General features: G+C 68.7%; 14 protein-coding genes. 5 read left to right on the top strand and 9 right to left on the bottom strand.

What is annotated here, in order from left to right:
* Positions 1 to 507: a hypothetical protein gene (locus ASC95_RS09130; protein ID WP_200960113.1), complete on the top strand. Its 507-nt coding sequence runs from the start codon at positions 1 to 3 to the stop codon at positions 505 to 507.
* On the opposite strand, the gene ASC95_RS09125 is transcribed toward ASC95_RS09130, so the two are convergent.
* Genes ASC95_RS09125 through ASC95_RS09110 form a run of 4 tightly spaced genes read right to left on the bottom strand, consistent with a single transcriptional unit; the run spans position 504 to position 4,443 of the window.
* Entirely contained in the window at positions 504 to 1,019 is a 516-nt protein-coding gene (locus tag ASC95_RS09125; RefSeq protein WP_056190912.1) for a hypothetical protein, read from the bottom strand. The genes ASC95_RS09130 and ASC95_RS09125 overlap by 4 nt on opposite strands.
* Before the next feature lie 12 nt (positions 1,020 to 1,031).
* Entirely contained in the window at positions 1,032 to 2,195 is a 1,164-nt protein-coding gene (locus ASC95_RS09120) for an ABC transporter permease (RefSeq protein WP_057297431.1), read from the bottom strand.
* The gene (locus tag ASC95_RS09115) at positions 2,192 to 2,986 is read right to left on the bottom strand and encodes an ATP-binding cassette domain-containing protein (protein ID WP_082532300.1); all 795 of its coding nucleotides are present in this window, start codon (positions 2,984 to 2,986) and stop codon (positions 2,192 to 2,194) included. The genes ASC95_RS09120 and ASC95_RS09115 overlap by 4 nt, the downstream gene beginning before the upstream one ends.
* Positions 2,983 to 4,443, bottom strand: coding sequence for an alpha/beta fold hydrolase (locus tag ASC95_RS09110; protein ID WP_056190908.1), 1,461 nt, complete (start codon positions 4,441 to 4,443; stop codon positions 2,983 to 2,985). Before ASC95_RS09110 ends, ASC95_RS09115 begins: the two co-directional genes overlap by 4 nt.
* 501 nt (positions 4,444 to 4,944) lie before the next feature.
* On the opposite strand from ASC95_RS09110, the gene ASC95_RS09105 reads away from it, so the two are divergent.
* Positions 4,945 to 5,130, top strand: coding sequence for a hypothetical protein (locus ASC95_RS09105; protein ID WP_369820601.1), 186 nt, complete (start codon positions 4,945 to 4,947; stop codon positions 5,128 to 5,130).
* 3 nt (positions 5,131 to 5,133) lie between these two features.
* Here ASC95_RS09105 and ASC95_RS09100 read toward each other — a convergent pair whose 3' ends face one another.
* Positions 5,134 to 6,699: a thioredoxin fold domain-containing protein gene (locus tag ASC95_RS09100; protein ID WP_057297430.1), complete on the bottom strand. Its 1,566-nt coding sequence runs from the start codon at positions 6,697 to 6,699 to the stop codon at positions 5,134 to 5,136.
* 173 nt (positions 6,700 to 6,872) lie between these two features.
* Here ASC95_RS09100 and ASC95_RS09095 point away from each other — a divergent pair, with 173 nt between their 5' ends.
* A complete protein-coding gene (locus ASC95_RS09095) occupies positions 6,873 to 7,478 on the top strand; it encodes a PEP-CTERM sorting domain-containing protein (protein ID WP_057297429.1) in 606 nt (201 codons plus the stop codon).
* Between the two features lie 2 nt (positions 7,479 to 7,480).
* On the opposite strand, the gene ASC95_RS09090 is transcribed toward ASC95_RS09095, so the two are convergent.
* Positions 7,481 to 7,897 (bottom strand): nuclear transport factor 2 family protein, encoded by a 417-nt coding sequence (locus ASC95_RS09090; protein ID WP_057297428.1) that lies wholly within the window; start codon positions 7,895 to 7,897, stop codon positions 7,481 to 7,483.
* On the bottom strand, positions 7,894 to 8,334 hold the full coding sequence (locus ASC95_RS09085) for a MerR family transcriptional regulator (RefSeq protein ID WP_057297427.1): 441 nt from the start codon (positions 8,332 to 8,334) through the stop codon (positions 7,894 to 7,896). The genes ASC95_RS09090 and ASC95_RS09085 overlap by 4 nt, the downstream gene beginning before the upstream one ends.
* 48 nt (positions 8,335 to 8,382) lie before the next feature.
* Between ASC95_RS09085 and ASC95_RS09080 the strand changes: the two genes are divergently transcribed.
* Entirely contained in the window at positions 8,383 to 9,051 is a 669-nt protein-coding gene (locus tag ASC95_RS09080; protein ID WP_057297426.1) for a DNA alkylation repair protein, read from the top strand.
* Here ASC95_RS09080 and ASC95_RS09075 read toward each other — a convergent pair.
* Positions 9,048 to 9,437 carry a cupin domain-containing protein gene (locus tag ASC95_RS09075; RefSeq protein WP_057297425.1) on the bottom strand — a complete coding sequence of 130 codons (390 nt, stop codon included), beginning with the start codon at positions 9,435 to 9,437 and terminating at the stop codon, positions 9,048 to 9,050. The genes ASC95_RS09080 and ASC95_RS09075 overlap by 4 nt on opposite strands.
* A gap of 269 nt (positions 9,438 to 9,706) precedes the next feature.
* Between ASC95_RS09075 and ASC95_RS09070 the strand changes: the two genes are divergently transcribed.
* Complete coding sequence (locus tag ASC95_RS09070; protein ID WP_057297424.1) at positions 9,707 to 9,913, top strand: hypothetical protein; 207 nt, start codon at positions 9,707 to 9,709, stop codon at positions 9,911 to 9,913.
* Here ASC95_RS09070 and ASC95_RS09065 read toward each other — a convergent pair.
* The gene (locus tag ASC95_RS09065; RefSeq protein ID WP_057297423.1) at positions 9,910 to 11,961 is read right to left on the bottom strand and encodes an NADPH-dependent 2,4-dienoyl-CoA reductase; all 2,052 of its coding nucleotides are present in this window, start codon (positions 11,959 to 11,961) and stop codon (positions 9,910 to 9,912) included. The genes ASC95_RS09070 and ASC95_RS09065 overlap by 4 nt on opposite strands.
* Between the last annotated feature and the right edge of the window lie 153 nt (positions 11,962 to 12,114).

The raw sequence follows: 12,114 nt of genomic DNA, 5'->3' as shown, positions 1-12,114 counted from the left end.
ATGACGCCCTTGGACATGCCCCTGGACACGCCTGTTCCCGCCGACAGCCTGCTGGCTCGCCTCGCCGCCGAGCGTGGCGCCTTTGCCGATGCCTACATGCTGAAGTTCCCGCGCACCGTGACCCTCGCCGAGTTCGTCGAGGCTTTCTACACGACGCGCCTCTTCAAGGTCGAGCGCGCGCTGATCGCACTGTTCGGCCGCCCCTCCAGCGACGCGATGGCGCGCGCGGTGGCACAGGGCGAGGGCGAGCGCCTGGCGGTCTGGACCATCGAGGCGCGCAGGCCCGACGAGCTGCTGATGCACGAGGACAGCGGCGCCACGCGCTCCTGGTTCAAGGCCGAGGCGGGTGCGGCGGGTACCACGCTGTGGTTCGGCTCAGCCGTCGTGCCGCGCCGCCGCGAGCCTGGCGGCGAGCCGCGCTTCGGCCGGGTCTTCCACGCCCTGCTGGGCTTTCACCGCTGGTATTCGCGGGCCTTGCTCAAGGCGGCCGCTCGACGGCTGGGTTAGCGTTCGGTGCCCGGGCCAGTGAGCTTCTCTGTGACGACCTGCCCGGTCGCCATCTCCTCGATCCAGACTTCGCAGCGGTCGGCGGCGATGTGGCCGGCAACGGTGTAGCGCTTACCGTCCTGCGGCGTGAAGCTCACGTCACCCACGGTGCGGCAGCTCGGGTTCGACATCGCGACCAGCGGTGAGGCGTACTGGGTTGCGGCCTGCAGTCGCACCCGCGCGGACTGCGGCGGCAGTTCGTTGGTCAGCGCCACCGGCGCCAGCGTCATGGCGTTGCCCTGTCCGGCCCGCGCGCTGGCCATGCTGCTGCTGGAAAGTCGCCGCCCGTCGACCTCGGTCATCTCGAAGACGTGCAGCCGCTGTGGGCTTATTGCCGTGACCTGATCGGCGACGTTGACCGTGGGCCCGCTGTAGTCCGGCGGCGTGGCGGCTTCGAAGGCGGTGAAGCTTTTGAAGCTGGTGCAGCCGGACAGCAGCAGCGCCATGGCGGCGAGGGTGACGATGGGTTTCATGCGGCGCGCAGCTTAGCGCGCCACCGCCGCCCGCATCGAGCGGGCCACGTAAAGCAGGGCTACGGCCGCCAGCGCAAAACCAACGACGACGCCCGGCATGACCTGGCTCCAGCGCAGCGCCTCGCCCTTGAGCACGGCCATCATCAGCGTGTTCTGCGCAAGGCCTGGCACCCAGTAGTACCAGGCCGCCTCGCCACCCGGGTTGAGCAGGCTGACCATGGGCATCAAGGTGACGGCGGTGATGACCAGGGTGCTGCCGGCCTGGGCTTCCTTGAAGGTCTTGGAGCGGATGGCCAAGGCCATCAACAGAGCCGACAGGCCGGCGGCCAGCGGGATCTGCAGCAGCCAGAAGGCCAGCACCTCGGGCCCGCCAAAGCTGAACTGGGCCTGCAGCACATCGCTCTTGAGCAGCCACTGCGCCGGCACGAAGCTCAACGAGGACAGCAGCGCCACCGCCATGCCCAGCAGCGCCACGGCGCCCCATTTGCCGGTCACGATGGCACCGTGTGGCGCCGGGTTCATCAAGAGCGGCTCCAGCGAGCCGCGCTCGCGCTCACCCGCCGTGCTGTCCAGCGCCGCGGTCAGCGCGCCGTAGAGCACGGCCATGATGATGAACATCGGGATGATGCCGGTCAGCCGCGCGGCACGCGCCTGGGCGCTGGCAAGGTCGCGGTCCTGGATGTCGACGGGTTCGAGCAGCTCGGTGGATACGCCGCGCATCGCGAGGTTGAGCGTTGAGCGTTCGCGGTTGAAGCCCCAGAGCAGGCTCTTGATGGCACCAACGCCGGCATTGGCCCGCTGGTTGGCGCTGTCGCTCACCACCTCCACCGTCGGCGCCTCGCCGGCCAGCAGTTTGGCTTCGAAGTCCTTGGGCACGACGAGCACCGGCTCCAGCAGCGTGGTGGCGCGCAGCCGGGCCTCGTAGTCCTCGGGCGCGGCCTTGAGCGTGTAGGTCTGGCGCTCGATGAAGTTCTTCAGCGTTGGCGCGGTGTCGATGCCAACGGCCAGCACCTCGCGCTTGTCGGCGCGCTCCTCGAGCGACGCGATCAGGCCTGAAAGCGCCATCAGCAGCAGCGGCCCCATCAGAACCGCTGGGATCAGCAGACGCAGCAGCGTGCGCCGGTCGCGAAGCGCGTCGCTGAGCTCTTTGACAAAAACGATCAGTGCTTGTTTCATGCCGCCACCTCTTCCGGAAATGCGAGCTTGACGAAGGCGTCCTCGAAACGCGATTCGCCGGCCAGTTCCAGCAGCTGCGGCACGCTGCCATGGGCCACGCTGCGCCCCTTGGACACGACGACGACCTCGTCGCAGAGGTGTTCCACCTCCTGCATGATGTGGGTCGAGAAGACGATGCACTTGGCGCCGCCTTCGGGGCTGCGCAGCCAGCGCAGCGCCTCGCGCAAGGCGCGGGTGGCCAGCACGTCCAGGCCGTTGGTGGGCTCGTCGAGCACGATGTTGGCGGGGTCGTGCACGAGGGCACGGGCCAGGGCTGTCTTCATGCGCTCGCCTTGACTGAAGCCGTCGGCGCGGCGGTCCAGGATGCTGCCCATGTCGAGCAGCTTGGCGAGTTCCTCGGCACGCGCGTTGGCGGCATCGGGACTCATGCCCTGCAGGCGGCCGAAGTAGACGATGTTCTCGCGCGCCGACAGGCGCGGGTACAGGCCATGGGCATCGCCGAGGATGCCCATGCGCGACAAGGCCTTCAGCGGCGCGTCCTGCACGGCAATGCCGTCCACGCTGATGTGACCGGCGTCCGGCGGGAACAGGCCGGCCAGCATGCGCAGCGTCGTCGTCTTGCCGGCGCCATTGGCGCCCAGCAGGCCGGTGATGCGGCCGTTGGCGGCCTTGACGCTGACGCCCTGTACCGCGTGCACGACGCGCTTGCTGTCTTTGGAGTTCCGGCGCTTGAAGAGGCTGCCGCCGCTCTGGGCCGTGAACTGCTTGTGAACATCCTGGATGTCGATCATTGAGCGGCCCCTCCCTGAACCGGCTGGAAGGCGACGGGTCGCGGAATGCGCGTCGCGCAGGCGGCGTCCTGGGGCAGGGCGGCCTCGTCCTGCTTGGCGTCGATGAAGCGGAACATCAGGTCACGCATGCAGCCCACGGCCATGACGCCGTGGCCCGCCTCGGCAACGACCACGTGCTGCACGCGCTCCGGATGGCCGGCGCCCAAGGCCTTGGCGACATGCTCGCCATGGCGTGGCGGCGTGGCGGGGTCGGCGCCGCCGCTCAGCACAAGGACCGGGCTGGGTGCAGGCGGCATCCTGTAGAAGTCCGCCGCCACGTCGCCGCGTGGCCAGGTCTTGCAGACGCGGGCGTACATCTCGGCGTCGATGGTGCGGAAGTCCGCGCCCGGCGTGTCCTTCGCCTCGGCTATGCGGGGCACGTCCTCCGCACACATGACCGAGAAATGCATGCCCATGGCCAGGCGCATGGAGGGGCTGGAGCCAAAGGCCGTCGTCAGGCCGAAGAGGCTGGCGAAGTTGCCGTCGCTGGCCGCCGCGTGGATGGCGGCGGGCAGGGCTGCCGCCAGGGCGGGCTGGTAGAGCGGCCCGCGCACGGAGCGCATCACCAACTCGCGGTCCACGGTGAAGCGCTCGGGCACGCCGGTCAGCGGTTGCTGCACATTGACCTGGCGCGGCAGCGAGGCCAGCAGCTTCTGCCAGTCGGCGCGCAGCTCGGGGTGGGTCTTGGCGTGGGCCTGGAAGAGCTTGTCCAGCGCCGCCTGGCCGTCGGTGGAGAAACTGGCCGGCAGGATCATGTCCGGCGGCGCGACGCCGTCGATGACGGTGCGGCGGACCTTGGTGGGGAACAGGCGCAGGTACTCCACCGCGGCGCGCGTGCCGTAACTGGCACCGACGAGATTCCACTGCGGCACCCCCAGCTGCTCGCGCACGGCGTCCATGTCCTGCATCGCGATGGTCGTCGTGAAGAAGCGCAGGCCGCCGTCCTTGCCGTAAGGCAGTTTTTCCAGCTCGGCGCGGCATTCGTCGATGCGGCGCATCTGCGCACTGGGCTCGAGCTGCTCGGCGACGGAGAGCTTGCTGTCGTCGGGGCAGTCCAGCGGCGCCGAGCGGCCGGTGCCGCGCTGGTCGATGAAGACAAGGTCGCGGCGGTTGTTCAGCCTGGACAGGCGCGGCAGCACGCGCGCAGCCACCTTGATCGCACTCTGGCCAGGCCCGCCGGCCAGCAGCAGCACGGCGTCGGGCTGCTTGTTGCGCGCCAGCGCGGGCACCACGACGTAGTGGATGTCGATCTTCACGCCGTCCGGCCGGGCCGGGTCCAGCGGGCGCTGCAGGCTGCCGCATTGCAGCTCGTTGGGGATGCCGTCGATGCGGCAGGGCTTGAGCGGCCCTGCGGCCGCCACCGTGCACAGGCCGGCCATTGTCAGCAGGGCCAGCAGGCGTCCTCGCCAATCACGCATGCCAATCTCTTCTTGTCGTTGCAGTGGCAAGCAGTATCCGGCCCGGGCGGCGGCCTGCCGCGGTGAGCCGGGATGAGTGGCTGAGGCAGCCGCGCGAGCGGCGGGAAAGCGCGCGTGGGTGGCTTCAGGCCCTGTCTACGCTGGCGACGACCGGCAGGCCGGCCTGGGTGCCACGCGCCGCGGCGGACTTCATCGCCGCCTTTCGCACGGGCATCACGGCCTGACGGGCCGCGGCGGCGTATGCTGGGCCGCAATCCCTCAGCCCGCCGGAACGCCAGCCATGACCCTCTGCCCGATCGCTGCCGTTGTCGGCTGCGCCAAGTGCCCGGCTTTCCGGGTCTGCCCGCTCAAGACGGTCATCGGCGATGTGGCCAAGACGCCGCCTCCGCCGGCCAAGACGCGAAAAAAATGATGCCTGAAGTCGCGGGCCTGGCTTAGATTCCTATCCCACGATGGCGACCGTGCCGCAATGAAAGGCTGAGCGTGCAGACACTCGACGAGATGCGTGACCGTTGCCTGCTGACTGCCGAGCAGCATGCCGAGATCGGTGCCTGGGTCAGCCAGGCGCGCACCCCCGAGGCCATCCTGGCCATGCCCGAAGGGCTGTGGCGCACGCTGGAACTGGCCAGCGTGCTGATGGACGTGGACGCCGACCTGCGGCGCGACCCGCTGCTCTCTGATTCCTAGCGGTCAGGCCTTGCTGGCCGGCTTCATCAGCCCCTGGCAGGCCGACCGGGCCTTGGCATCGGCGGCATCCAGCTTGCCGCAGACGCCGTCGAGCTGGGCCTTGAGCCTGCCCACGGCGGCGGCTTGCACCGGGCTCTGGTTCCACGCGCCCAGCAGGGTCGCCACCTTTTTCAATGAACGCTCGCTGCGCTCGTAGAAGGCGCCGGGGTCCTTGTCTGCCTCGCTGAAGAGCTGGGCTGCCGCCTTCTCGATGCGCGGCGTGTCCTCGGGCGACAGCTCGACCAGCGCGCCGAGGTAGGTCGTGCCCCACTGCAGCCGCGTGGCAGGCCCCTCGCTCTTGTTGAAGGCCTCCTCGTACCAACGCAGCGCGTCGGCTTTGCGGCCCTGTTTCTTCGCGTTGCCGCCGAGCTGGCTCATCAGGTAGTAGGGCGAGTGGCTGCGCGCCAGGGCCGACTTCAGCAGATCGTCGCTCTCCTTCCACAGGCCGGCGCGGCCGAGCAGGTGGGCGGCTTCTGTGACGACGGCCTGGCGCTCGTAGCCGTCGGTGATCTCGCGGTTGGCGCGGCTGGCCTGCTCGCGGGCTTCGGCCAGCAGCGCGGCGGGGATGCCCTTCGGGTTCGGCTCATCCTTGGCCGCGTCCAGCCGCGCCAGATCGATGCGGGCCTGCAGTGCGTTCAGCCGGTCGGCGCGGGACAGCGTGGCATCTTCGTTGAGGCGTTTCAGCGCCGCATCGAACTCGGTGACGAGCGTGTTGCGCGCCTCGCCAGGTTGCGCAGCGAGCGCCTTGACGAGGTCGGGCGCCTCGTTGGTCAGCACATCCATCTGCGCGCGCGACTGCGCCGCGTCTGCCAGTACGGCGCGCAGCCTGGGCAACTGGGCCGGATCGGCCACCTTGCCCTCGGCCATCGCGCCGATGGACTTCAGCCACAGCCGCGTCGTCGTTTCGGCGTCGACGCCCTCGCTGGCCTTGGCCAGCTGGGCCAGCGTTGCCGGGCGCTGCTCCACCGGCAGCAGTTGCTGCTCGTCGGTCTCCCAGCCGTAAAAGCCAAGCAGCCGCCACTCGTTGGCGCCGAGCTTCTTGCCCGTGGATTTGGAATTGAGGGCATCGGCCAGCACCGCCTTGACCGGGCGGCCGCTGGACAGGCCGAGCTGCAGCACCTTCATGACCTGCGCCGCGTCGGCCTCGCCCGGCAGGCGGGTGATCTCGTTGCCAGCCGGGTTGAACAGGATCAGCGTGGGGTAGCCGCGCACCTTGAAGCGTGTGCCGAGCTTTTGCGCACCAGGCGCGTCGCCGTCGATGCCCACGGCCACGAAGGCCTTGCTCTGCTCGATGAAGTCCGCGCGGTTGAAGAGAGTCGCCTTGAGCTGGTTGCAGGGCGGGCACCACTTCGCGCCCCAGTACAGCAGCACTGGCTTCTTCTCGGCCTTGGCCTGGACGAAGTAGCGGTCGATGTCGGCATCGGCCGCAGCGGCCTGCCAGGAGACACCCGGGCCGGTGGCGGCGTGGGCAGGAGCGCAGCTCAGGGTCAGGGCCAGCGCGAGCGTCGAGAAGAGGGGTGGCAGCTTCATGGCAGGCGACGAGAAAGGGGTGGCGCAATTGTCCTAGGCTTTGCGACAGGCCACGCGCGTTCTCCCAATGGGCTTATGAGTCGGCCGCATGAGCCCTTGGCGAATGCGTTCATAGGGAGGGTGCCGACGGCCCCTCCTGCCTAGACTCCCGCGGGTCATTTCAGGGGAAGCCCATGAAAACCATCGCCGCCGCCGTCCTTGTCCTGGCCCTGGCGCCCGCCTTTGCCGCCGGACCCAACCTGGTCGTCAACGGTAGCTTCGAGGCCGATGCGGCCAACCCGGGCAACTGGCTGATCGTGCCGACGCTGACCGGCTGGGTCGGCGCGCCGGACATCGAGGTGCAGAACAACTTCGAGGGCAACGTCTCCCAGGACGGCCTCTATCACGTCGAGCTGGACACCTTCGGCAACAGCGCGATGAGCCAGACGATCACCGCGACGGGCTGGGTCGAGCTGAGCTTCTGGTACTCGCCGCGGACCAATGTGGCGGCGGGCTCGAACACGCTGGGCTACAGCCTCGGTTCGCTGTCGGGCACGCTGCTGGACAACGTGGCCGGCGGCTCGACGACGCAGTGGCAGCATTTCTCGGCCACCGTGGACTTAGGGCAAAGCGGCAGCGCGTTGCTGCGCTTTGACGCGCTGGGCGTGTCCGACCAGTACGGCGGGCTGATCGACAACGTGTCGGTCACTGCCGTGCCCGAGCCGGCGTCCGGCTGGCTGGCACTCGCCGGTGGTGGCGCGCTGGCCGGCTGGCTGCGCAGGCGCCGCACGGCGCCCTGACTTCAGCGCGCCGCCTCGGGCGTGCCCAGCACGCGGCAGGCGAGGTCGGTGTCCATGTACTCCGTGACCTCCTTGAGCCGGCCGTCCTGCAGGCGGAAGACCATGCAGTAATGGTTGTCGTAGGCCTCGCCCGCATGGGTCTGCACCTCGCCCTGGCATTGCACGACGACATGGTCGCCGTCGGCGATGAAGCGCTGGGCGCGGCTGCGGTAGCGCGTCGCAAAGCGCTGGAACAGCGGCTGCAGCAGCTGCCCGCGCACCACGTCGCGGCCGGCCCAGCAGCGAGACCACGGCGACACGCCGGCAATGGTCCATTTGAAGTCCTCGTCCATCGCGGCGACGAAGGGGCCACCGTCGCCGTCCGCCAGGGCGACGTAGATGGATTGCAGCAGAGCCTTGTTGGTGGCGGGGGTGTTCATCGGGCGCTCCTCGGTTTGAGCGGGTCTGAGATCGGGTCCCGGGCCGGGCGCTGGCCGGTGGCGATCCAGTCGTCGTAGAAATCCAGCTTCTGGTCCAGCGCAGACAGCGCCTCCTGCCAGCGGGTGATGGTGGCCAGCACCTCGGCGCGGTGGGCGGCCAGCATCTCCCGGCGAGCCGCCAGGCTCTTGCGGCCCTGCGTGACGAGTTCGGTATAGCGGCGCATCTCGGCGATGGACATGCCCGTGGTACGCAGCCTGTCCATCAGTTCGAGCCAGGCGACATGCTGCTCGCGGTAGCGCCTTCGCCCGCCGGCATCGCGCGCCACGCCCGGAACCAGGCCTTGCGCTTCGTACCAGCGGATCGCGTGGACGGACTTGCCGCAGCGCGCGGCCAGAGCGCCGATCAGCAGCAAGGGAGGATCGTCTCGGGCTGTCATGAGAGCATTGGACGACCTAGAGTGCGCTCTAAGTCAAGCGCCATCGTCATGAGCACCTCCCGACTCGACCTTGCCCTGCAACGCCTGCACGCCGCGGCCCGGCCCGAAGCACTCGAAGCCATGGCCGGCTTCGGCTTGACCGGCGAGGGTCGCCTGGGCCTGGCCGTGCCCACGCTGCGGGCGTTGGCCCGCGAGTTCAAGCGCGACCACGGGCTGGCCCTGGCGCTGTGGGACACCGGTATCCCCGACGCGCAAATCCTCGCCAGCATGGTGGCCGAGCCGGCGAAGTTCACCCGGCAGCAGATGGACCATTGGGTCACCGGCATGCGGGCCTGGGACGTCTGCGACCAGGCTTGCCTGAACGCCTTCGTGAAGAGCCCGCTGGCCTGGGAGGCGATCCCGCGCTGGGCGGCGCGCGAGCTGGAGTTCGAGAAACGCTCCGGCTTCACGCTGCTGGCGGTGGCCGCTGTGCATCAGAAGCAGCGGCCGGATGCCGACTTCATCGCCCGTCTGCCGCTCATCGAAGCCGCGGCTGACGACGAACGCAACTTCGTCAAGAAGGCCGTCAACTGGGCATTGCGGCAGATCGGCAAACGCAGCAAGGCGCTACGTGAGCCTGCGCTCACTGTGGCGGAGCGGCTTTGCCGGCGTGAGGAGAAATCGGCGCGCTGGATTGGCGCCGACGCGCGCCGCGAGCTCAGCCGGGGCGCTGGCTAGCTGCCGAGTTGTTCCTCGATGGAGCGGGTTTTCTCGTTCGGCGTGTCGCCGCTGTGCAGCGTCGTCTTGCGCTCCACCAGCATCAGCAGGCACTCCTCCTCGGCGACGGGACAGTGCTCCACGCCGCGCGGCACGACGAACATCTGCCCGGCTTCCAGCGTCACGGCGCCATCGCGCAAGTCGATGCGCAGCCGGCCGCGCAGGATGTGGAAGAGCTCGTCCTCGTCCGGATGCCGGTGCCAGCCGAAGGTGCCCTGCACCTTGGCGACCTTGACGTAGTTGTCGTCGAAGGCGCCGATGACACGCGGCGACCAGAGTTCCGCCAGGCTGGCGGCGATGTCGACGGGGCTGATGGCGACGTGGGCGTAGGCGGGGGCGTTGGACATGGGGCAGGCATCGACGAAGAGAGGGACACCAGCGTAGTCCTGGCGACGCTGCCGTGACCGTGAGGGGACAAGGACTGGGCCACAAATCGACTCCGACCCCAGTTTTGCTCCCTCTTTGGAGGGAGGAAGTGGGAGAGAAGGGGGATGCGGCGGCGGCTTGTCCCCCCTCGCTCCACCCTCCGGGTGATGTCCCCAAAAGGGCTGGGCGCCGATGCTGACGGCATGGCGTTGAACACCACGCCGAGCCTTCAGATCACGGAGCCCTCACCATGCAATTCTTCAGCTCGTCGCAGTCGCCCTGGTCCAACTCCAAGCTGCCCGTGGCCATGCCCGCCCGGTCACGCACCGGGGTGGCAGGCGGCAAGCCGGAAATCTGCGGCTGGTATGACTCCAGCTTCGACCTGGCCACCGGCCTGGAAGTCGTCGAGCAGGACAACGACACGCTGTACCAGCTCTGGCAACTCTCCCAAAACTAAAGCGTGCAGGCCAGCTTGGTGCCCTGCAGGATGGCGCGCTTGGCGTCCAGTTCGCCCGCCTCCAGCGCGCCACCGATCAGGTGGACGTTGATGCCCGCAGCCTTCAAGGGCGCCTCCAGCTCGCGCAGCGGCTCCTGGCCGGCGCACAGCACGATGGTGTCGGCCTCGATCAATTGGTTGTCGGCCCGCTTCTCGCCATAGCTGACCCACAGGCCCTCGGGCGTGATCTGCTCGTAGTTGACGCTGGCCAGCATGTCGACGTTCTTCATCTTCAGCGCCGCACGGTGGATCCAGCCGGTCGTCTTGCCCAGGCCCGCGCCGGGCTTGCCGGCCTTGCGCTGCAGCAGCGTGATCTGGCGCGTCGGCGCTTCGGGCGCGGGCCGCAGCAGGCCGGCGCGCACCTGTTCCGGGTCGCCCACGCCCCAGTGGCGGCGCCAGGCGGCCGGGTCCAGCGTCAGCGAATGGCCGGCTTCCAGAAGGTATTCGGCCACGTCGAAGCCGATGCCGCCCGCGCCGACGATGGCCACGCGCGCACCCACGGGCTTCTCGTGCCGCAACACATCGATATAGCTCAGCACCTGGCCGCGCGCCTGGCCCTCGTCCTGGCCCTTGATCCGTGGGTTGCGCGCGACCACGCCCGTGGCCAGCAGCGCCTCGTCAAAGCCGTTCAGGTCTTGGGCCGAGACCCGACAGTTCAGCTTCAGTTCGACGCCGGTGACCTCGATGCGGCGGCGGAAATAGCGCAGCGTCTCGCTGAACTCCTCCTTGCCCGGAATGCGCCTGGCCATATTGAACTGGCCGCCGATCTCGTGGGCCGCATCGAACAGCGTCACCGCATGGCCGCGCTCGGCCAGCGTCGTCGCCGCGGCCAGGCCGGCCGGGCCGGCGCCGACGACGGCGATGCGCTTCTTGGCACCCGTCACTGGCCGGATCACGATCTCCTGCTCGTAGGCCGCGCGCGGATTGACGAGGCAGGTCGAGATCTTCTGGGCGAAGGTGTGATCCAGGCAGGCCTGGTTGCAGGCGATGCAGGTGTTGATCTCATCCGCCCTGCCCTGCCGCGCCTTCTTGACGAACTCGGCGTCGGCCAGGAAGGGCCGGGCCATGGACACCATGTCGGCGCTGCCGTCAGCCAGCACGCCTTCGGCCACCTCGGGCGTGTTGATGCGGTTGCTGGTGATCAGCGGCGTCGTGATGCCTTCCTCGCGCAGCTTGGCCCGAAGCTTTGCGGTCACCCAGGCGAAGCCGGCGCGCGGCACGCTGGTGGCGATGGTCGGGATGCGCGCTTCGTGCCAGCCGATGCCGGTGTTGATGAGGGTGGCGCCGCCCTTGGCCACGCGCCGGCCCAGCTCCACGACCTCTTCCCAGTTGCTGCCGTTGGGCACGAGGTCCAGCATCGACAGGCGATAGATGATGATGAAGTCCGGCCCGACGGCCTCGCGCATGCGAGAGAGGATCTCCAGCGGCAGCCGCATGCGGTTCTCGTAGGAGCCGCCCCATTCATCCGTGCGCTGGTTGGTGTGTTCCACCAGGAACTGGTTGATGAAGTAACCCTCGGAGCCCATCACCTCGACACCGTCGTAGCCGGCCTCGCGGGCCAGCTTCGCGCAGCGGATGAAGGCACGGATCTGGCGTTCGATGCCACGCGCGCTGAGCTCACGCGGCGTGAACGGGCTGATCGGGCTCTGGATGCGCGACGGCGCCACGCACAGAGGCGAATAGCCATAGCGGCCGGTGTGCAGGATCTGCAGCGCGATCTTGCCGCCCTCGGCATGCACGGCGTCCGTGATGATCTTGTGGCGCCGCGCCGCGCCCGAGGTAGCCAGCGTGCCTGCGAAGGGCTTGGCCCAGCCTTCGATATTGGGCGCGAAGCCGCCGGTGACGATCAGGCCCACCTCGCCACGGGCCCGTTCGGCGAAGAACACCGCCATGCGCTCGAAATGCTTGCGCCCATCCTCCAGGCCGGTGTGCATGCTGCCCATCAGCACGCGGTTCTTCAGCGTCGTGAAGCCGAGGTCCAGGGGCGCGAGGAGATGGGGGTAGTTCATGGCGGCGGATGCTAACCAGCGCCACCCCCCAAGAATTGGAGTGCTCTCCTCACCTCCGCACTGGGGCAGACCCTGCCCTCAGCAACAGTTCTTCACCCGCCGCTAGATCGTGGAAATCGTGACATCCTCGGCTTGAGTTCTAATCGCGATCCG

The organism is Pelomonas sp. Root1217 (genome assembly GCF_001425705.1).
GTDB lineage: Bacteria > Pseudomonadota > Gammaproteobacteria > Burkholderiales > Burkholderiaceae_C > Pelomonas.
Note: the sequence above shows the minus strand (reverse complement) of the source record. Positions and strands in the feature narration are given on the sequence as shown.